A 19,593-nucleotide genomic window follows, 5' to 3' on the forward strand; every position below is an offset into this window, starting at 1 on the left:
CCGGCGGGGCGCCCCCCCCCCCCGGGGGGGGGGCCCCCCCCGGGCGGGGGGGGGGGGGCCCCCCGGGGGGGGGGGGGGGCGGGCCCCCCCCGGGGGGGGGGGCCCCGGGGGGGGGGGCCCCCCAACGCTGTGCACCGTGGTGGGCCGGGGCCTTCTGCCGGAGTCAGGACACCGGGATGTAGTCGGCCACGAGGACGGCGAACTCCTCGGGGGCGAGGATGCGGACACCGAGCTCCTCGGCCTTGGCCCGCTTGGAACCGGCCTTCTCTCCGGCGACGAGCACGGTGGTGCGCTTGGAGACCGAGGAGGATGCCTTGCCGCCCGCCCGCTCGATCAGCTCGTTCATCTCGTTGCGGGACAGCGCGGCCAGCACGCCGGTCATGCTGCCGGTGACCACGACAGCCTCGCCCGTCAGCGGTCCCGCTGCCCCCGTAGAGGCGGCGGCAGCCCCCTCGGTCGTGCTGACGGCTCGCTGGGGTTCACCGATCTGGACGCCGACCCGCTGCGCGGCCAGCTTGTCGAGCAGCGGCGCGATTTCGGCCAACTCGGCGGTGATGACCCGGGCCTTCTCGGTTCCGATGCCGTCCACCATCGCCAGGGTCTCCGCGTCGGCGGCCCGGATCGCGGCCATCGACCCGAAGTACGCGGCGATCCGCCGCGCCATGGCCCGGCCGGTGCCCCGCACGCCCAGTGCGCCCACTACCCGGTTCAGCGCCGCTCCGCGGGCTGTCTCGATCGCCGCGAGGAGGTTGTCGGCGCTGGTGGCGCCCATCCGCTCCAGCCCCAGCAGCTGCTCGCGAGTCAGGGTAAACAGGTCGGCGATGTCGGCCACCAGGCCGCTCTCCACGAGCTGGACGGCGCGGGTGCGGCCGAGCCCCTCGATGTCGAGCTGGTCGCGGCCGGCCGCGTAAATGATCGACGCCACCGCCTGGCAGTTGCGGCCCCGCACGCACCGCCAGCGCTGCTCCGAGCGGTCCACCTCGTCGCCGCAGCGCGGGCAGACCTCGGGAAAGACGATCGGCGTCTCGCCACCGGTGCGCTGATCGACCAGCGGCGCCTCCACCCTCGGAATCACATCCCCCGCGCGGTAGACGAACACCTGATCGCCGATCATCAGGCCGCGGCGGGTGATGTCGGCCGGATTATGGAGGGTCGCATACGTGACGGTGACACCTTCGATCACCACAGGCTCCAAGACGGCGCGCGGCGCGATGATGCCGGTACGGCCCACCGCCCACTCCACCTCGAGCAGCCGAGTGGTCTTGTGTTCGGCCGCGAGCTTGCGGGCGACCGCCCACCTGGGCGCCCGGGAGCCGGAACCGGCCTGCGCCTGGTCGGCCGCCGCGTCGGCCTTCACCACCACGCCGTCGATGCCGAAGGGGAGTCGGGGGCGCAGCGCGGTGATCTCCTCGATCCGCCGCTGCACCTCCTCGATGCTCTCGCAGCGCAGCGGGGCGGCGGCCGTGCTGACGGCGGTGTTCGCGCCGAGCTGCGCCAGGCGCTCCAGCAGCGCGTTGTGGCCGAGGCCCTCGTCCAGACCGACCGCGCTGTAGGCGAAGAAGGTCAACTCGATCCGGTAGGGGCGATCCTTGGCCCGTAGCGTACCGGCCGCGCCGCTGCGCGGATGGACGAACGGGGAGGCCTCGTGCGCCAGCCGGATGCGGTTGGCCTCCTCGAACTGGGCCGTCGTCAGCAGTACTTCGCCGCGCAGTTCGACGTCGACCGGCTCCGCGAGGACCGCGGGCAGACCCAGCACGTCACTGGCGGCATGCGTGATGTCCTCCCCCGCGAGGCCGTCGCCGCGGGTCAGCATCCGCCGCAGCACACCTCCTTCGTACCGGGCCGCGACCGCCAGCCCGTCCAGCTTCGGTTCCACGCACCACCCGGCCACCGGCCGGCCCAGGCGCCGCTCCAGGCCCGCTGCCCAGTCCGCGAGCTCCTGCCCGGAAAAGACGTTGTCGAGGGAGAGCATCGGCGCGCTGTGCGGCACGTCGCCGACCACCGCACCGCCGGCCACCTTGCCGGTCGGCGAGTCGGCCAGCACCTCCTGCGGGTTCTCCCGCTCGTACGCCTCGATCTCCCGCACCAGCGCGTCGTACTCGTCGTCCCCCAGCGGGGAACTGCCGTCGGTGTAGTAGGCGGCGGAAGCCGCCACAGCGGTGGCCACGGCGGCGGCGTAGTCATCGGAGGTGGACAGGGCTTCGGCAGGTGATGTCATGGCGGCATGATCCCGCGCGGCAGTGACAGCTCCGCGGAGCGGCTGCTGCGCCTGGCCGGGCGTACCGGTGCGAAATGAGGGGCCGGCAGGCAGAGGCAGCCCTTCCGGCGGGCGGCATGCCTTCTGGCCGCGTTGCGCGTTCGGCGCGGCGCGGCCATCCGGGCACCCGGGCCGCGCCGGTGGTGGCCCGTCAGTGACCGGGCCACCACCGGCGTGGTCAGTTGTTCGGGGCTCCTGCGCCAGGCTAGGACCGGGCGTGGAGGGTCATGAGGACCTTGCCCGGTGACACTGTGACCCCGTGGATGGGCTGGACGACGTGTCCGGGAGCGGGTTCGAGCCGCCAGCGGGCCAGCAGCGTGGCCATGACGACGACAGCCTGGGTGGTGGTGAACACGTCGCCGATGCACTGCCGGGCACCGGCGCCGAAGGGCAGGTAGGCGGTGCGCGGCATGGCTGTGGTCTCCGGTCGTCCCCATCGGTCCGGGTCGAAGCGGTCCGGGTCGGGGTAGAGGGCCGGGTCGTGGTGGAAGAGGAGGGGGCTGGTCATGACCTCGGTTCCGGCGGGAAGCCGGATTCCGTCCAGTTCTACGTCGGTGATGGCCTTGCGCATCAGGAGGTTGGCCGGCGGGTGCACGCGCAGCACCTCCTTGACCGCGTGCTGCAGGAAGAGCATCTGCGGCACGTCGGTGGCGGTGACCGCTTCGGCGCCCACGGCCCGGTGGACTTCCTCATAGGCCCGCTCCTGCAGGTCGGGGTGCTGGCCGAACTCGTACAGGGCCCAGGCCACGGTGTCGGAGGTGGTGTCCATCCCGGCCGCGAAGATGGTGACGAGCTCGTCCCGGATCTGCTCGGCGGGCATCGCTTCGCCGTTCTCGTCACGCGCGGCGATCAGCAGCGAGAGCAGGTCGCCGCGGTCGACGCCCTCCTGCCGGTACTCGTCGATGACCCTGTCCAGGATGCCGCGCATCTGGGCGGTCGCCTGTTCGAAGCGTCGGTTGGCCGGGGTGGGGAGCTTCTCGAGGAACGGGATCGGGGACATGGTCCTGCGGGCGATGGTGTCCTGGAGGACGGGCATGGACGCTTGGGCCTGCCGGGTTGCGGCGCTGCCGAGTTCGGTGGCGAACAGGGTCCGCCCCAGGATGGTGATCATCGTGTCGTTGAGCTCGGCGCGGACGTCGACCGTCTGCCCGTCTTCGAAGGTGTCGGCCAGGTCTCGGGCGAGGCTGCTCATGACGTCGATGTAGCCGGCGACGCGCTCGCGGTGGAAGGCCGGCTGGATGAGGCGACGCTGCTGCCGGTGGAAGCGGCCGTTGCTGGTCATGAGCCCGTTGCCCATGACCGGCCGGATCTTGTCGAAGAGCCTGCCCTTGTGGAAGGACTTCGCGTCCGTGACGAGGACGTGCCGGGCGAGGTCGGGGGTTGCCGCGACGACGACGGGCCTGGGCCCGAGGTAGATGCGGACGAGCGGGCCGTACTGGGCGAGGGATGAGAGGAAGGCCAGCGGGTCGCGGCGCATGGCCAGGCCGTGGCCGATGCCGGGCAGGCGGCCGGGAGCGACTGGGATGGCGGCGAGGGGGGATGTCATGCCGTCTCCTTGGGGGTGGTGGCCAGGGGGTGGTGGTATCCGGTTGGGCAGCGCGAAGGGCTGGGGCCTGGCACTGCCGCGGTGGGTGGGGCGCTGGTTCGGCGGCGTCCGACGGGTGTCGTGGCTGGACGTGCGAGAGGATCCTCATCCGGGTCGCCTGTGGACAGAGACCGCGCCCGGGAGCAGGCGAGCGTCGTCGAAGAGCGGTGCGCGGCAGCGGCGGTCGGCGAGGACATGGGCGGGACGGTGGCCCGCGGCCGCTCGGGGGCGTTGAGGGCCAGCCGGTCGAGGTGGTGCCGCATTCCCCGGTTGTCACCCTACGGCGGCGTGCTGACGGCTTCGCGGACCGCCGCCGTCCGAGGCTTGTTGCGCGGAAGGCCGCGTGTGGGGCCGGGTGAGGAGGTTCTTCGCGACCCGGTCGGCGGTGCCGGCGCCGCTGTCGCACGGCGGCGGCTGGTCTTCGCCGGAATCCGGGCGCTGAAGCGTTTCGGGATCAGCCGCCGGTCCAGCGGCTGAAGGGCCTTGCCGCAGGCCGTCCGGTCCGTTTCGGCGCCGGGCTCGGAAGGGTCAGTGGTCCTGACCGTCCCGGCTGAGTTCCCAGGTTTCGGCTTTCCGTTCCGTGGTGCGGCTTCGGCCCGGCCTGCTGGGGGAGCCGTTCACAGCTGCGGCCTGCCCTCGTCGGAGGCGAGGGGACCGAGGTGTTCCGTCTGCCCCGGTGCGCGGGACGGAACGGGGAGCAGCGCGATCGCCTCTGTCGGCAGACCGTGTTCCAGGAGTTGCTCGTTCGGCGGAGTGCGGAAGTCGTGGGGGGCGTCGGCGAGGAGCGGCGCGCACTGGCGGCGGGTCTGCTCGGCACGCCGGAAGGCGTGGGTGTTGGGAATGCCAAGGTAGTGGGTGGCGTGCCCGTCCGGTAGCGACGGGTCGGCTACGGCGCCGTCCGGCTCCAGGCACCAGGCGTGTTCGAAGACGGGCCACTGGTGCAGCGCGGGGGCGTAGGCGAACCCTTCGACGTAGATCGCCCCGGTGGCTTCGGCGTACTCGGTGGCTGCGTCGAAGCAGCGCCCAGGGGCTCGCTGCGGGCGCCTGCCGGGCCATGGCGCGGCCGGGAACAGGATTCCGAGGTCGAGGATCGCGGCGGCGAAAGACCGGTAGCGCCACCCTTCCGGACCTACGTGGAGTCCGGCGAAGACGGCAACCCGACGCAGCAGTTCCTGCTCGCCGCTCATCTCCGGATCGGGTTGGGCTCATGCACCTCGATGACGCCGCGGGAGGCTGCCAGACGCATCACCAGCGATCGGGGGCCGGCCTGGGCGTGGCTGGCGAACCAGGCGCACACAGCGGCGGGCAGATCGTCCGGGTTGCCGGGCAGGGTCTTGTGGCACACCGTGTGGCCCTCATCGAACGTGCCGTCACCCTGGCAGCCGGCGAGTTGGCCAAGCCGTTCGGGATCCAGCCCTGCGGGATTGCCGCGCCGGCCGATGCACGTGGTGCACTGGCCGCCCATCACCCGGACTCTGCCGGTCGTCTCGTCGATGACCGGCGGCGCTGCTCCGGCCGGATCGGCCGTCGGAGCGGCAGGGCGCCTGGCTGGTGCCGTGCGAGGGGCGTGATTCGCGGGGTCGCTGGCGAACTGGCGGAAGCTGACCAGGTCGGCCTGCTCTTCGGGTCCGGGAACGAGCTCGCGGATGCCAGCCCGCTGAATCGAGTCCGTCACGGTCTACTCCCTTGTCTGACTTGCGACCGGTCTGCGCCCTGGATTGTAGGCACTTCGGCACGTGCGGGCACAGGCGTTTCCGCCACGGCCTGCCACCGGCTGATCGGGGCGTCTCGGGCGCAGCCGGAGCAGCGTGGGAAGGCAGCGCCGCTCAGAGCCCGTTCAGGACTCTGGCCGGGGCGGTCAGTTCGCTCGACGGAGGAGCTCGGCCACCGCTGCGGCGTAGTCCCTGGCTCGCTCCCACACCGCATGCTGGTTCAGGAATGCCTGGTCGAACGCGTCCGTCATGTCGGCGCGCACGCGTATGCCGAGCCCGGGCCTGAGGGAGGTCCAGAGCTTCAAGTTCGCCTTCGGGCTCAGTCCTGGAGCGGCAGGAACGGACGGCCCTTGGCCGAAGGTCTCGAGACGTCCGGTACTGACGTAGGCCTCGTAGTAGTCGTCGCGTGCGAGATACCCCTGCAGGCTGGCCTGTAGAAGCAGGGCTTGTCCAGTGACACCCAGCACCGCTGCGTCGCTGCCGAAGAGCCCCACTCGCTCTTCCGGCCCAGCGTCCGGGATGAGTCTCCAGATTCCGGCGTCATCACGGAAAACCGCCCGACACCACCAGCCGGGAGTGACTCGGCCGGGCAGGAGGCGGCCGGACAGAAGCCGCCGCGGTGCGGAACGCCCATCTGCTCGGCGCTGCAGCAACCAGCGGGCCGAGGACAGAAGTGCCGCATCGCTGGCCCTGCTCAGAGCCATGGCCGCACGCACCGCCCGCCTGTCATGCCCATTTTCCTTCGGGTTCTCCCGGGCGAGGCGATCATCCGCCTCTTCGGCAGCCGACCATGCGGAACGGGTCAGGTCGACACGCGCGTCCAGCGCATCGGCGACTTCGCTCCAGTCCATTTGCTCACGGCTCCTCTCCAACCAGGGGACCGTGCAATCATGTCAGCGGATGCCGACGTACCCGGTCGGCCCGGGGTCAGGCGGCTGTCTCGATGGCGGCGAGGGTGATCGGTGCGGGGAGGTCGGCGAGGTCGGGTGTGCCGCCGCCCAGCAGGATGCCGTACGCGACCAGGCGCGCGTCCTCGTCGGCGAAGTCGCCGGGGAGGTCGGCGAGGCCGGGCACGCTCAGGCCCTTACTGCGGGCGTGGTTCTCGACGTCGGCCACGGTGGTGGGCCGCCCGGCCTCCCGGGTGTCGGCGGAGTGGACCTTGAGGTCGTCGAGGGGGAAGTGCTTCTCTCCGCCGAGGAAGACGCCGTAGGCGACCAGGACCGCCGCCCGGTCGGCGTACGCGCCCGGCAGGAACTGCCCGTCGAGGGCGATGGTGTAGGCGGGCGGCTCGTCCGGCAGCTCCACTAGGTAGGCGGTGAGGCGGCCGATCGTCTCGCTGTTCTCGGGGCGGGAGGGGCTCCGCGGGGGAAGCGGATCGGTGCGGTCGGTGCCGGTGAAGGCGTCGGGTTCCCAGCCAGCGCTGAACTCCTCGGCCGAGTAGAACGCGGCCAGGGAGCTGACCTGGCGCAGGCGCAGCACCTCGTCGGGGTCCATACCGAGTTCGCGTCCGATCCACTCATCGCTCTTGCCGCGCAGGTGGAGGTCCTTGACCATCTCGCTCATCGGCTCGACGGAGTGCTCGCCGCGGGCGCGGTTGTGGCGGATCGTGGACGCCTGCCGGTCGGAGCGGTCGGAGCGGTCGGGCCGGATGACGGTGACCGGCAGGCGGCCGTGCAGCGCCGCGGCGAGGCCCTCGCTGCGGCCGATGAGGTGGCGGTGGAAGCCGTCGACCACCTCGTAGCGCTCCTGGTCGGGGTCCTGCCGCCAGGTGACGATCGGCTGGGTGAAGCCGTCGGATTCGATGGACAGCTTCAGCAGCTCCATCTCCGGCGGCGCCACGCTATTCGGGTTGTAGTCGTTGCCGCGGACTTGCTCGGCGGGCACCCACAGCACGCAGTCGACGGGCTGGTCGCGCATCGGCGAGTGGGGGCGCAGGAGCAGCTTGAGCGCGTTGATGGTGTCGATGCGCTGCTCGTCGGGCAGCTCCTGCAGCCGTGCGAAGAGGTCGGCGGCCTGCTGGAGGATGCTCTCGGCGGTCTGGTCGGCGAGGACTTGGTCCAGGCCGGTCTGCTCGGCGCTCACGTCGGCTGCTCCGTGGGGTCGGGGTCGCGGTGCATCCGCGCGTACTTGTCGGGGACGGCGGTGGTGGCGAAGCCGGCCGCCGTGTAGGCGCCCACGAACTGCGGGGGCACGACGGCGCGCAGGCGGCGGGGGCCGGCCGCCTGGACGACGGCGGCGACCAGGCGCTGGGCGAGGTCGGTGTCGCGCCGGTCGGGCACGGTGTAGAGGGACTCGACCCGGCCGGTGCCGTTCTTCAGGAGCACGACGCCGACGAACCCGAGCGCGGGCTCGCCGTCGGCGCCGGCGGTGACCCAGACCTTGCCGTCCTCGTCCCACGGCGGGCCGCCGAGCGCCTTGTGGACGGTGTGGGAGGCCAGGTGCGGGCCCATGACCTGGTAGAAGCCGGGGTCGGTGTTGGTGCGGACGGTCAGCTCGACGGCCGCGGGCCGGTCAGAGTGTGCCATCGAACTTCCACTCCAATCGCTTGGCGCGCATGCGCGCCTGGTGCTTCTCGTACGACTTGGCGTTGGCGGGCGGGGCCATCGCGAACTCCTTGCACCAGTAGTCGAAGGAGAGTAGGGCCTTGCACACGCGCTTCCAGGACGGCGTCTGCTTGTCCATCGGGCCCTCGTCGGGGATGCCGTCGGGGTAGCCGCGGGTGGAGTACCAGAAGATAAACCGGGCGATCTTGTTGCGGAAGTGATCGGCGGTCTGCTCCGGCATCGTGCCTAGCAGGTACTGGGCGTAGCCGAGCCAGGTCATGCCGTCGGGGCAGGTGATGGTGATCCGCCCGCTGATGTTGCCGGTCTTCGTGGAGTACTTGGCGCCGAAGTTCGCGCCGCTGACCCGGGCGACGACGCGGCTCCAGGTGCGGGGCTCCAGGATGTGGTAGAGCCACAGCCCCAGTTTCTGGTCGTCGCCGTAGGGCTGGCACAGCCTCATGCTGTGGATCGTCAGCCCGGCCTGGTGCATCAGGTCGTAGACCTTGTTGTACGGCGCCCCGAATCGTCCGTTGAAGATCCAGATGTCCCGGGTCTGCCAGTCGTAGATCGGATACGCGTTGTACAGGTAGGGGCCGTCGCTGACCAGGGTCGTCCAGCGCAGGCCCTCGTGGGTGCTCTTCTTCAGGGTCGCGATGGTGCGGAAGCGGTTGAGGCTCTCGTCGGAGCGGATGCCGACCAGGCAGGCGGTGAGCCGGTTCCCGTGCCGGGCGGCGTACCAGTGCCCGAAGGCCGGGGTGAACTCTTCGAACTCCATGTACCGGCCGCCGGCCGCGGTGACGTTCGCGGCGGTGTGCTTGGCGTAGAAGTCGAAGAACTCGGGGTCGGTGATCGCCCCGTACGGCACCTCGCGGACCCACTTGTCGCGGGCCTCGGGGTCCCAGCACGTCCACTGCGGGTCGATGCTGCTGACGGCGTTGCGCATGTTGAGGGGCAGGCAGACCCAGTAGGGCTCCAGGACGTCGGCGTGCCGCTCCAGCATGGTGCGGATGAAGTCCTCGGTGGCCCGGTAGCCGGCCTCGAGGTCGACGATGAGGACGCCGAGCTTTTGGCGCAGGCGCCGGGCCTCGTTGGCCGCGATCTCCAGCAGTACCCCGGAGTCCTTGCCGCCGCTGAAGCTCACGTACACGTTCGGGAAGTCGGCGAAGGCGCGGCGCACCCGGCGCAGGGTCTCCTCGTACACGCTGCGGCCGGTGGCCCGCTTGCCGCCCCGCAGCGGCCGGGCCGGCTGCGGGAGCAGCGCCGGGTTCTGCGGGGGCGGGGCGGCGCCGGGGGCCTGGGAGGTGGTCACCGTCGTGCCTCCGGTGTCGCCGTCCCGGCGGTGTTCCTCAGCCACGCCTCTGCCTGCTCCCTGCTGATCCGTTCGATGTCGCCCTGCGCGGTCACCCGCAGGAGCGATCGCTCCTGGGCGGTGACCCGGGTCCGGGCGCCGGTGCGGCGGATGCTGCGCCAGGCGGGATCGACCGGGTCCACCGGCCAGCCGGCCTCGTAGACCCGGTTGGTGCGCAGCGTCCACAGGTACTGCACGCCGCGCCATCCGTACCGGTCCTGGAGCGCATCGTAGCCGCGCCGCGCCGGGAGGAAGGTCCGCTGCAGGCCGTAGCGGGGGTGGTGGCCGGTGATCTCGGCCAGCCAGGGGGCGTCGCCGCAGATCCGCTCCCGCTGCCAGACGGCCCGGTACTGCGAGGCGACAGGGGCGGCGTCGAGGTCGAGGTCGGCGCGCTCCACGAGCAGCGGGATCGCCTCGTCCCAGGTGGCCGGGCGCAGCAGGGCCAGGGTACGGCCGTCGCCGTCCGGGTCGGTGGCGTCCTCGACGGTGGCGATGAGCTCGGCGAAGCCGCTCTCGTCCAGGACGCGGGCGCCGGGGGCGTGCTGGGGGACGGGCGGCTCGCCGGGGCGGGGGCGCAGGCGGACGGTGGTGGTGGCGCCGGGGGCGAGGAGGGCGGCGGCGGGGCGGCGGACCAGCCAGAGCGGTCCCGGAGCGTGGTCAGGGCAGGTGGTGTGGCGGTGGGTGCGGTCGGGGAGGCGGTGGCCCTGGCCGGGGTGGATACGGCGGCGGCAGTGTGCGCACCAGCGGTCGTCGGTGGTGAGGGGGCCGGGTACCGGGGTGGCGGGGCAGGTGCGGTGTTCGGGGGCGTAGCGGGCGCGGCGGGCCGCCGGGGCGGCGGTGAGGGGGCCGGGGGCGGCATCGAGGAGGACGGCGCGGCCGTCGCCGGCGTCGACCCAGCCGTCGCACAGCAGGCACCGGCCCGGGTAGGTGTTGGGCTCGACGGTCTCGGCGGGGGGCGGGCAGTCGCCGGGGCGGTGGGTGAGCAGGTGTCCGTCCGGTCCGCGGTGGAACCAGCCGGTGCGGGCGGCCACGTGCCGGGTGCAGCGGTGGCAGCGGCCGGGGTGCCGGTTGGCGGTGATGGTGGCGGCGATGGTGTGGCCGGCGGCGTCGGCGGCCAGGTGGGCGCGGACGGCGTTGAGCTGCTGGGGGCCGAGCGGGGTGCGGCGGGCCCAGTGCGCGAGGGCGGTCAGGCCATTGTCGGCGTCGGGGTCGGCGCGCAGCAGGGTGATGCGCCACTGACGGCCGGGGTGCTGGTCGGCGGTCAGCAACAGGGCGCCGGCGGGGAGGGCGGCCAGGGAGTCGGGGGTGAGCCAGTGGCCGTCCAGGGCCTGGGTGTCCATGCCGGGGGCGACGGCGGTGACCAGGCGGGCCCAGGAGGTGAGGGTGTCCGCGCCCGCGGACGGGACCTGGACGACGACGGCCTCCGAGGCGCGGGCGGCCGGATTGTCAGTGGCGGCCGACACGATGGCCGTAGCGGAGTGCATTCGCCCGCTCCCTAGCAGTGATCATGAAGCGGCGAGTCCAGAGCTTCATCCGCGACCGCTAATCGTAACAAATCCTGCGATTAGCCGCGAGTCGATGAAAAACTGACATCCCATCACTTTCCTTTTAGGGAAAGCAAGTTGAACGGAACTACCATGCACAGCAGCACCGACCCCACTGAGGGTTCGGCACCCGACCGGCGGGCCGTCACCACCGGCCCCGTCCCCGGCGGGTGGGTCCGGTTGACCGTCCCGCCGGTCCCCGGCGGCGGCCGGCCCGGCAGCTGGCGGTTGGCCGCCATGGGCACCGGTCCCGCAGCGCCGGGCGGGCAGGCGCCGGCCGGCACCCGGCTGTATGCGGGCGACACCGTCGCCTGCCCGGCCGGGACGCTGCTGCTGGTCGTCGACAAGAACGCCACCGGTACCGACCGGAACTTCCGCACCGGCCGCACCTACGTCACCGAGGACGCCACCGTCACCCTCACCCGCGTACGGGCCGACGGGACCACCGAAGTCCTGTGGGGGCCGCGGCACTTCGCCAAGGCCGCCACCGCCCTCGGTGCCACCGTGCGGGCACAGATCGCCAAGGCCCTGGCCGAGCAGGCCCCGGCCGCCGAGCCGCTGCTGCTGGAGGAGGTGCAGCGGCCCAACCGCCGCTACGAGCCCCGCTGTTCCCGGTGCGAGCGCCCGGTCGCCGCCCGCCGCGGCCACCTGGTCCGCCCGGCCGACGGCGACCGCTTCGCCGTCGAGCACTGGCCGGCCTGCCCCGCCGACGACAAGAGCGACCCCGAGCCGCCGGTCAAGCGCGGCAGCTGCGCGGAGTGCGGCACCCGCCGCGGCGTCGTCGAGCGCCACGACAGCAACGGCATCCCCGGCAAGGTCTGCCACCACTGCGACCGCTGGAGCGAGGACGCCGACTACCTGCTCAGCTTCGCCTGAACCCTCTTGCCGGCTACGACCCGAGAAGGCCCCGTGCCCGAATTCGACCTCACCGCCCGTCCGTGGATTCCCGTCCTGGACGGCACCGACCACCGCCACGTCAACATCGCCGACGCCCTCACCCACGCCCACCGCCTGCACCTGGCCACCACCGACCCCACCGAACGCGCCGTGCTGCTGCGCCTGCTGGCCGCCGTCCTGGAAGCCGCCGCCGGCACCGACACCACCGCCCGGTGGGACGCGCAGTGGCGCAGCCCCGTCCTGGACGGCGCGGCGATCACCTCCTACCTGGAGCGCCACCGCGACGCGTTCGACCTCTTCCACCCCAAGCGGCCCTTCGGGCAGTGCGCCCTGCTCACCGCGGCGAACCGGGACAGCCACGCGCTGCGGGCCGGCTCCTGGTCCGGCACGGCCTCGACCCTGTTCGACTGGGCGCAGCTCGGCCCCGCCCGGCCGCTCGCCCCGGCCGAGGCGGCGCTCGCCCTGCTCGTGCTGCAGGGCGTGCACCCCGGCGGCATCCAGTCCGGCCACCCCGGCGACCCGCGGACCAAGGGCGGCAAGGTGTACGGCTCCCACCCGGGCCTGCTCAGCTGCGCCACCCACGTCACGGTCGAACCGGCGGGCGCTCCGCTGAAGGACCTGTTGCTGCTGATGAACCCGCCCGGCCCCCGGGCGGCGGGCGACCGGCCGGCCTGGGAGCAGCCGCCCCCTGCGGCGGCCGGGCGGGAGCGGGAGCCCGCCGGGCGGCTCGATCTGCGGACCTGGCCCACTCGCAGGGTGCGGCTGATGCCCGACGGCGGCGGCCACGTCGCCGCGCTGGCCCTGCACGACGGGGACCGCACCGCCGACCCGGGTGCGGCCGTGCGCGCCGCGGACCCGTGCGCGGCCACCTCCCCCAGCGGGGCCCGCTTCGACCTGCGCGGGCGCGACGGCCGGGGACGCGACCGCGGCTTCGAAGCGCCGTGGGCCGCCGTCCTGGCGCTGCCCGGCGGCGACCGCACCGCCGCCGCGCCGGTGATCGCGCACCTGGTCGACGCCTGCGAACGCTCCGCCGTCGCCCCCGAAACCGTCCTGGCGCTGCGCTTCCACCGCGTCGAGCACACCACCGCCCACCGCGCCGCGATCAGCGCCGTCCTCGCGCCCCTGCTGCCGCTGGGCCCGGCCGCGCACCTGGCCGATCCGGCCGTCCGCGACCAGCTGCTCGCCGCCGCCCGCCGCGCCGCCGCCCTGCGCCACCGCATCCACAAGCTCGCCGAGGACGCCCGCCTGCCCGGCGGCGACCGGATCGACCTGGCCGCCGACCCCGGCGTCCGCACCGCCTGGGACCTGTACCTGCACGACCTGGACCGCCCCGCCTTCGAGGCGGCCCTCGACGACGCCCTGCGCCGGCGTATCGCCCGCCACCTCGGCGCCACCCCGCTCACGCAGGCCGCCGCCGTCCACCAGCTCACCACCGCCTAGAGAGGAACCCCGTGCACCCCCGCCAACCCGACCCCGACACCGTCCTCGACCTCGTCCGCCGCACCACCGACGCGGAGATCGACCGCCTGCTGAACCGCTACCTCGCCGACGCCCCCGACGGCGCCGCCGCCCTCGCCCACCTGCGCCGCACCGGCAACGACGGCGTCCTGTCCCCCACCGCCTGGTCCTACCTTCGCGTCGACCCGCTCCTTCCCCCCGACACCGCGCCCGACGACGACCCCCGGCGCCACGCCCTGAACGCGGCGACCACCGCCCTGACCCTGTGGGCCCACCACCAGCAGTCCCAGCGCAAGCGGATGCACCGCACCCCCCGCCCCGGGCGCACCGACACCTCCCTCGACCTCGGCGGCGCCCTCAGCCGCCTCGCCCACGCCGGCGACAACGCCTCGCTCACCCCCCGTTTCACCCAGCTCACCCGCATGGCGCCCGCCGGCCTGCCGACCACCGCGCTGCGCCCCCTGGTCCGCTGCCTGCGCGAGGGCGGCGTGCCGCTCGACTACGCCGAACTGGCCGTCCAGCTCACCCGCTGGCGCCTGCCCGGGGGCCGTCGCGCAGTCCAGCGCCGCTGGAGCACCAGCTTCTTCGAGACCCGCCCGGCCCCCCGGCCGGACAGCAGCACCGACCCCGAGACCGTCACCGCCGTCACCATCGCGAAGGACACCCCGTGAACACCGCCACCACCGCCGGCCGCCGCGCCCGCTTCCTCGACCTGCACCTGCTGCACACCCTGCCCTCCCACGGCGTCAACCGGGACGACACCGGCGCCCCCAAGAGCGCCCAGTTCGGCGGCGTCGAGCGCGCCCGCGTCTCCAGCCAGGCGTGGAAGCGCGCCACCCGCACCTACTTCGCCCAGCTCCTGGACCCCGCCGAGCTCGGCGTGCGCACCGTGCACCTGGCCGCCGCCGTCGCCGACCGCCTGGCCCTCCTCACCCCCGGCCTCGACGACGCCGCCCGCGCCCTCGCGGCCCAGCACACGGTCACCGCCGCCGGGATCACCCTGGACAAGCCCAAGCGCTCCAGCGCGAGCGGCACCGAGCTGCCCACCGCGAAGGCGCTGGCGTTCCTGTCCGCCGCCCAGCTCGACGCCCTGGCCGCGCTGGCCGCCGAAGCCGGCGCCGACCCGGCCGCGTTCTTCAAGCACAAGACCAACGGCCAGCGCGCCCAGCACCTCGCCGCCACCGCCCACTCCGTCGACATCGCCCTGTTCGGCCGCATGGTCGCCGAGAGCCCCGAGCTGAGCGTCGACGCCGCCGTCCAGGTCGCCCAGGCCATCGGCGTCCACGCCCTGGAAGCCGAACTCGACTACTTCACCGCCCTGGACGACCTCGCCGGCCAGGCCGCCGCCACCATGATCGGCACCCGCGGCTTCAACTCCACCACCTTCTACCGCTACGCCAGCCTCAACCTCGACGCCCTCGCCGCCAACCTCGGCCGCCTGCCCGAGCACACCGAAGGGCGCACCCCGCTGGAGCGCGCCGTCGCCGCCTGGATCACCGCCTTCACCTCCTCCATGCCCACCGGCCAGAACAGCGGCACCGCCCCCCACACCAAGCCCGAAGTCGTCCTCGCCCAGCTGCGCACCGAACCCGCCTCCTACGCCGCGGCGTTCGAGGAGCCCGTCCACCCCGCCGCCGGCGGCCACATCCGCCCGGCCTGCCAGGCGCTGGCGGAGCACGCCGCCGAGCGGGACGCCGCCTACGGCGGCCTCGTGGCCTCCTGGCTGCTGCGCGTCGGCAACGCCACCGAACCGGCCGAGCCGCTCGGCACGCGGATGGCGACCCTGGACGAACTGGCCGGCGCCGCGACCGCCGCCGCCGCCAACCACCTTGCCGGGGCCGCCGCGTGAGCACCCTGCTCCTCGTCCTCGCCGGGCCCATGCAGTCCTGGGGCGGCCCCACCGCCACCGGCCGCCGCGACACCCAGCCCATGCCCACCAAGTCCGCCGTCACCGGCCTGCTCGGCGCCGCCCAGGGCCTGGCCCGCACCGACACCGCCGGCCTCGCCCGCCTCGCCGCCCTGCGCTTCGGGGTCCGCACCGACCAGCCCGGCACCCTGCTGCGCGACTTCCACACCGCCCCCGGCCGCAACCGCACCCGCACCGTCTCCGACCGCTACTACCTCGCCGACGCGGTGTTCACCGCCGCCGTCCAAGGCGACCGCGCGCACATCGGCGCCATAGCCGACGCGCTGCGCAACCCCGTCTACGCGCCCGCCCTCGGCCGCCGCTCCTGCGTGCCCAGCCGCCCCGTCCTCCTCGATGTCCGCCACGACCTCACCCTGGAAGAAGCCCTGGAGGTGACCCCCTGGCAGGCCGCGCCCTGGTACCGGCGCCGCCACGGCCAGCCGCACACCCTGCCCGTCCACACCGACACCCGCCCCGGACAGCGCCCCACCCACCACAGCGGCGACCACCCCCTCGACTACCACCACCGCCGCCTGCGCGCCCGACCCGTCACCGCCACCACCGTCCCGCTCCCCCGCGAACCCGCCGAGCCCGCCCACGACCCCTTCGCGATCTTCTTCGACCAGCTCGACTGACCCGCAACCAGCACTCCCTGTGCCGGGCCGCGCCGACAGCGCGGCCCGGCACAGGCGTTTACTCCCGGCCCCGCCTCGGAGCCCTCCCGCCACGGCCCCGGCCGAGCCGGCGTCCTACTCCATCCCCGCGGCCCGCAGCACAGCGAGCAGTTCCCCGGCCGCCTCGGGCGTCGGGCTCTCAAGCACCCGCGCGCCCGCTTCCTCGATTCGGCCGCGGGCCTGCGCATCCAGATCGCGCACCCGGGCCCCGAGCTGGTCGAGACGGGCGGTGTCCCCCGGCGCGGGGGTGAGGTCGTCCATGCCGCCATGATGCCCCGTCAGGAACAGGCCGCGCCGGGCTTCACCGATCCCGGGACACCGGACGCCCCCTCCACCCGGCCCGGCGTGAACGACCGCTCCGCCCAGCCTCGAACTCCCTGCCGACGCGTTCGCCGACGCAGGCCAAGGCGGTCCACGGCGCGGTTCCGGGCCCCGCGGAACCCCCTGGGCGCTGTGTCGGCCTCTCGAAGCGGCCGGTCCGTACCGGCGGCGTCGGGCTACAACGCGGCGGGATCTTCGCCGTCAAATCCGGCCCAGCCCCTCCCCCCGGGCTCGACATCGGACCTGACCCAGTCCTCCGCGGACTCGTCATCGTCGCCCCCGGGACCGGCCCCCTCCGCAGGCTCGTAGGCGTCGCCGAGCTCCTCCCTCACCGCGGCCCAGCGCGCCTCGCTCGCGGCCCACTGCTGCTCGCGTCGGGCCCTGTCGCGCTCCCGACCCCGCTCCCGCACGTAAGCGGCAACGGGCCTGCCGGGCGGGCACTCAGCCACCCACCCGGCTTCCTCGGCCAGGTCCGCGGCGGCCTGCGCGGCCTGCCCAGCGACGGCGACGGCGTAGTGAAGGGCCTGGGCCACCACCGCGAGCACCGCATCAGCGAACGCGGGCGCGGTCAGAGCGTCGGCCGCCGCGATGCACGCCACCGGGTAGTGCACCCGTGCCACAGGGGTCGGCACCACCCACTCGCCGGTCGGCAACTCGACCGGGAGCAGCGTCGGCATCAGCATGTCGGCGTGGGCGTCGATTCGCCGCTGCAGGCTCTCGTCCTCCGGATCGCCGCTAAGGTGGTCGGCCTGACCGACCCTCACGTACACGGTGAACTCGCCGCAGGCGTAGCGGGCGGTCAGGTCCCGGTCGATCCGCACCTCGGCCGGCCCGGAGCCCCACGCGGGTGGGGCGACCTGCCGCAGCCCGGGGAACGCCGCGGTGACGGCAGAGGTGATCTCTCCGGTGGCAGTGCTCTTGAACATCGACGGCTCCTCGCGGAAGGTGACAGGGGTACACACCCGTGGTGAATCCCGGGTGGAGCCCTGCACAGTGCAGGGAGAGGACGCCCGAGGGGGCGCCGGAACGACCCCGCGTTCGCGGGGAGAAAGTGGCCAATCGGCGACCGCCACCGGGTGGTCGGCCGCCCTGACACCATGATGGCAGTCCGTCAGGGCCGCACGGTGCTGTGGCAGGGCTGGCAACGGGCGAGCCCGGGGGGCGACCTGGCCGCCTATCAGGCGGCGGTCGCCAGGTAGGCGCCGGCTTCTGCCACCAGTGCGTCGCAGGCGGCCTTCGCCCTGATGCGCAGGCGGTCGACCTCGGCGAGCGAGGCGCGGCGGCATCGTCGGCACCCGACCCGGCCCAGCCCCTCCCCCGGGCTCGACGTCGGACCTGACCCAGTCCTCCGCAGACTCGTCATCGCCGCTTCCGGGCTCGTCCCCCTCCGCAGGTTCGTAGGCGTCGCCGAGCTCCTCCCTCACCGCGACCCAGCGCGCCATGCGGCGGAGGCGGCCCGGCGGCTGGCATGCCTTGCTCGCAGCCACTCCGGGAACTTCGCGACCCTGGAGGCCGGCCGCCTAGACTCATACCTGCACTCCCTGACGCTCCGCTGGCGGCGCGCCGTCGCCGACACCTGCCGGGACGGCAGGTCGGGGTGGCGCTGTTCCTCAAGCGCCTCTGACCCCCTCACGGCACCACCACCCAAGGAAGCTTCCCCGTGACCGGATGGACCGACCTCCCCCCGCCGACACCGGCAGCCGAGTGCGCCTCCTGCGGCGACGAGCCCTGCCCCCAGTGCGGAGGCTGCTACTGCCCCGACCTGTACTGCCCGTGCGACGGACCGGGCGTACCGGGGGAACTGGACACCCTCGACGCGCCGTGACCGACGCCCGGGGCCCGGAGAACTGCCCAAGCCTGCGGGCGAGCCGCCGCAGCCGCTACGCTGAACCCGGGCGGCCCCCGCGCCGCCCGGATCATCGTCCCTGGAGGGATGCCTGGCCGCCCGGCCGGGCCGGCGCCGCGACCACGCGGCGCTTCGACGTGCCTTCAGGAGGCAGTAGTGCAGAGCGTGTTGACCCGGGATCTGATCGGTCTCGCGACCCGGTCCCTCGACCGCCCCGGCGCCGGGGGCGCGCCCGACCCGGTCCTCCTCCCCCTCCCCGACACCCTGCCCGCCTCCCGCGGCCGTACGGTCCGCTGGCACCCGCTGGTCGCCCTCGCGGTGGCCGGACACATCTGCCGCCACTGGGCCCAGGGCGAGGGAGCGGACGGCCCGTTCGAGGTCGAGGACGGCCAGTCGGCGTCCGGCTGGATCGTGCTCGCCTCGCCCGGCGACGGGCGGCGCCTGCAGGCCGGCGGCGATCCGTGGGCACCGTCCGGGATCTGGATCACCGAGCTGTGCGGACACCCGGCCTGCCCACAGGCCGCGCCCGCCGGGCCCGGCACCCGCTGCCCCGACCACTTCACCGACCCCGACCCGTACGGCGCGCCGGGCACCCACTGGGCCGACCTCGCCACCCGGGCGTGGGGCGAGCGCTACGGCGGCGACGGCCCCGAACACCCCCGCCGGACCGACGAGCGCCGCCGGTGGCTGGTGGAGGCGGCCGTGGCCGCCGGCCTGCCCGAGGACGAGGTCGCCACCGCGATCGGCACCGGCCCGGCCACCGTCCGGGAGATCCTGCGCCCGGCCCCGCTCCCGGCCCTGGACGCCAACTACGACGAAGGGGTGTGACCGTGGCGCCCTACGTCGCCTCCACGCCGGACCCGTTCCGCTCCCCGCTGACCCCCGCCCAGCGCAGGACGGCCCGGGTGCTTGTCCAACGCCTGCGCGACCGCGGGGTGGTGGTGAACGGTCAGCAGGTCGCCGAGCACTTCGACGCCGCCATGGCCTGGCACCGGGGAACCCTCCGCACGCCCTCCCTCCTCAAGGCCACCGGCTGGGAGCACACCTGGCCCGCCGTCTTCCCCGAAGAGGCCATCTGCCGCGTCGAGCTGACCCTCGACGCACTGGACCACATCCGCCACCTGCTGACCCAAAACGCCACGCCGGAGTCCGAGGCGGCGCTGCTGCTCCTGCCCGTGCCACCGCCGCCAACGAGAACACCTGCCGCGAGGTGAAGGCTTGCTTCGACACGGCCGGGCGCACCCAGATGCGCGGCGGCCCAGGGCGCCTCGCCAGCGGCCCGCTGCTGCTCGCATCGGTCACGGCCCCGCTCCCGCACGTAGGCGGCAACGGGCCTGCGGACGGGTAACGGCCGCTCACCCAGCTTCCTCGGCCAGGTCCGCGGCGGCCTGCGCTGCCTGCTCAGTGGCGGCGTGGTGGAGAGCCAGAGCCACCACCGCGAGCACCGCGTCGGCGAACGCGGCGCTGGTGAGCTCGTCGGTCGCCGCGATGTACGCCATCGG

Annotated in this window: 20 protein-coding genes; 8 read left to right on the top strand and 12 right to left on the bottom strand. The window is 73.9% G+C overall.

Going from position 1 to position 19,593, the window contains the following annotated elements:
• Window positions 1-163 precede the first annotated feature (163 nt).
• From ligA to ACIP60_RS25150, 9 genes are all read right to left on the bottom strand, one after another.
• Window positions 164-2,218: an NAD-dependent DNA ligase LigA gene (gene ligA / locus ACIP60_RS25110; RefSeq protein WP_400687981.1), complete on the bottom strand. Its 2,055-nt coding sequence runs from the start codon at window positions 2,216-2,218 to the stop codon at window positions 164-166.
• Window positions 2,219-2,462: 244 nt separating this feature from the next.
• Window positions 2,463-3,803, bottom strand: a complete 1,341-nt coding sequence (locus tag ACIP60_RS25115; protein ID WP_400687983.1) for a cytochrome P450 — start codon at window positions 3,801-3,803, stop codon at window positions 2,463-2,465.
• Window positions 3,804-4,459: 656 nt separating this feature from the next.
• The gene (locus ACIP60_RS25120; protein ID WP_400687985.1) at window positions 4,460-5,029 is read right to left on the bottom strand and encodes a hypothetical protein; all 570 of its coding nucleotides are present in this window, start codon (window positions 5,027-5,029) and stop codon (window positions 4,460-4,462) included.
• Window positions 5,026-5,517: a hypothetical protein gene (locus ACIP60_RS25125; protein WP_400687987.1), complete on the bottom strand. Its 492-nt coding sequence runs from the start codon at window positions 5,515-5,517 to the stop codon at window positions 5,026-5,028. The genes ACIP60_RS25120 and ACIP60_RS25125 overlap by 4 nt, the downstream gene beginning before the upstream one ends.
• Window positions 5,518-5,700: 183 nt before the next feature.
• On the bottom strand, window positions 5,701-6,405 hold the full coding sequence (locus tag ACIP60_RS25130) for a hypothetical protein (protein ID WP_400687989.1): 705 nt from the start codon (window positions 6,403-6,405) through the stop codon (window positions 5,701-5,703).
• 76 nt (window positions 6,406-6,481) lie between these two features.
• Window positions 6,482-7,636 carry an IbrB-like domain-containing protein gene (locus ACIP60_RS25135; RefSeq protein WP_400687991.1) on the bottom strand — a complete coding sequence of 385 codons (1,155 nt, stop codon included), beginning with the start codon at window positions 7,634-7,636 and terminating at the stop codon, window positions 6,482-6,484.
• Window positions 7,633-8,079, bottom strand: coding sequence for a GNAT family N-acetyltransferase (locus ACIP60_RS25140; RefSeq protein ID WP_400687993.1), 447 nt, complete (start codon window positions 8,077-8,079; stop codon window positions 7,633-7,635). Before ACIP60_RS25140 ends, ACIP60_RS25135 begins: the two co-directional genes overlap by 4 nt.
• On the bottom strand, window positions 8,066-9,451 hold the full coding sequence (locus ACIP60_RS25145; RefSeq protein ID WP_400687995.1) for a DUF3440 domain-containing protein: 1,386 nt from the start codon (window positions 9,449-9,451) through the stop codon (window positions 8,066-8,068). Before ACIP60_RS25145 ends, ACIP60_RS25140 begins: the two co-directional genes overlap by 14 nt.
• A complete protein-coding gene (locus ACIP60_RS25150) occupies window positions 9,403-10,929 on the bottom strand; it encodes a hypothetical protein (RefSeq protein WP_400687997.1) in 1,527 nt (508 codons plus the stop codon). Before ACIP60_RS25150 ends, ACIP60_RS25145 begins: the two co-directional genes overlap by 49 nt.
• Before the next feature lie 153 nt (window positions 10,930-11,082).
• Here ACIP60_RS25150 and ACIP60_RS25155 point away from each other — a divergent pair, with 153 nt between their 5' ends.
• The 5 genes from ACIP60_RS25155 to cas5e are packed head-to-tail and all read left to right on the top strand — an operon-like array spanning window position 11,083 to window position 15,885.
• The gene (locus ACIP60_RS25155) at window positions 11,083-11,865 is read left to right on the top strand and encodes a hypothetical protein (RefSeq protein WP_400687999.1); all 783 of its coding nucleotides are present in this window, start codon (window positions 11,083-11,085) and stop codon (window positions 11,863-11,865) included.
• A gap of 33 nt (window positions 11,866-11,898) precedes the next feature.
• Entirely contained in the window at window positions 11,899-13,326 is a 1,428-nt protein-coding gene (casA, locus tag ACIP60_RS25160) for a type I-E CRISPR-associated protein Cse1/CasA (protein WP_400688001.1), read from the top strand.
• Between the two features lie 11 nt (window positions 13,327-13,337).
• Window positions 13,338-14,015 carry a type I-E CRISPR-associated protein Cse2/CasB gene (gene casB, locus ACIP60_RS25165; protein ID WP_400688003.1) on the top strand — a complete coding sequence of 226 codons (678 nt, stop codon included), beginning with the start codon at window positions 13,338-13,340 and terminating at the stop codon, window positions 14,013-14,015.
• The gene (cas7e, locus tag ACIP60_RS25170) at window positions 14,012-15,193 is read left to right on the top strand and encodes a type I-E CRISPR-associated protein Cas7/Cse4/CasC (protein ID WP_400688004.1); all 1,182 of its coding nucleotides are present in this window, start codon (window positions 14,012-14,014) and stop codon (window positions 15,191-15,193) included. The genes casB and cas7e overlap by 4 nt, the downstream gene beginning before the upstream one ends.
• Window positions 15,190-15,885, top strand: coding sequence for a type I-E CRISPR-associated protein Cas5/CasD (gene cas5e / locus ACIP60_RS25175; RefSeq protein WP_400688005.1), 696 nt, complete (start codon window positions 15,190-15,192; stop codon window positions 15,883-15,885). The genes cas7e and cas5e overlap by 4 nt, the downstream gene beginning before the upstream one ends.
• A 114-nt stretch (window positions 15,886-15,999) precedes the next feature.
• Here the strand turns inward: cas5e and ACIP60_RS25180 are convergent, their stop codons facing one another.
• Both ACIP60_RS25180 and ACIP60_RS25185 read right to left on the bottom strand, forming a co-directional pair.
• Entirely contained in the window at window positions 16,000-16,185 is a 186-nt protein-coding gene (locus tag ACIP60_RS25180; RefSeq protein WP_400688006.1) for a hypothetical protein, read from the bottom strand.
• 236 nt (window positions 16,186-16,421) lie between these two features.
• On the bottom strand, window positions 16,422-17,171 hold the full coding sequence (locus ACIP60_RS25185; protein ID WP_400688008.1) for a hypothetical protein: 750 nt from the start codon (window positions 17,169-17,171) through the stop codon (window positions 16,422-16,424).
• Between the two features lie 734 nt (window positions 17,172-17,905).
• Here ACIP60_RS25185 and ACIP60_RS25190 point away from each other — a divergent pair.
• The 3 genes from ACIP60_RS25190 (at window position 17,906) to ACIP60_RS25200 (ending at window position 19,305) form a co-directional block, all read left to right on the top strand.
• A complete protein-coding gene (locus ACIP60_RS25190) occupies window positions 17,906-18,070 on the top strand; it encodes a hypothetical protein (protein WP_400688010.1) in 165 nt (54 codons plus the stop codon).
• Between the two features lie 177 nt (window positions 18,071-18,247).
• Entirely contained in the window at window positions 18,248-18,919 is a 672-nt protein-coding gene (locus ACIP60_RS25195) for a hypothetical protein (protein WP_400688012.1), read from the top strand.
• Window positions 18,916-19,305 (top strand): hypothetical protein, encoded by a 390-nt coding sequence (locus ACIP60_RS25200; protein WP_400688014.1) that lies wholly within the window; start codon window positions 18,916-18,918, stop codon window positions 19,303-19,305. Before ACIP60_RS25195 ends, ACIP60_RS25200 begins: the two co-directional genes overlap by 4 nt.
• A gap of 141 nt (window positions 19,306-19,446) precedes the next feature.
• On the opposite strand, the gene ACIP60_RS25205 is transcribed toward ACIP60_RS25200, so the two are convergent.
• On the bottom strand, window positions 19,447-19,590 hold the full coding sequence (locus ACIP60_RS25205; protein WP_400688016.1) for a hypothetical protein: 144 nt from the start codon (window positions 19,588-19,590) through the stop codon (window positions 19,447-19,449).
• Window positions 19,591-19,593: the final 3 nt, after the last annotated feature.

Origin of the sequence: Kitasatospora sp. NPDC088783 (assembly GCF_044750705.1) — a bacterium.
In the GTDB taxonomy this organism is placed as follows: Bacteria; Actinomycetota; Actinomycetes; order Streptomycetales; family Streptomycetaceae; genus Kitasatospora; species Kitasatospora fiedleri.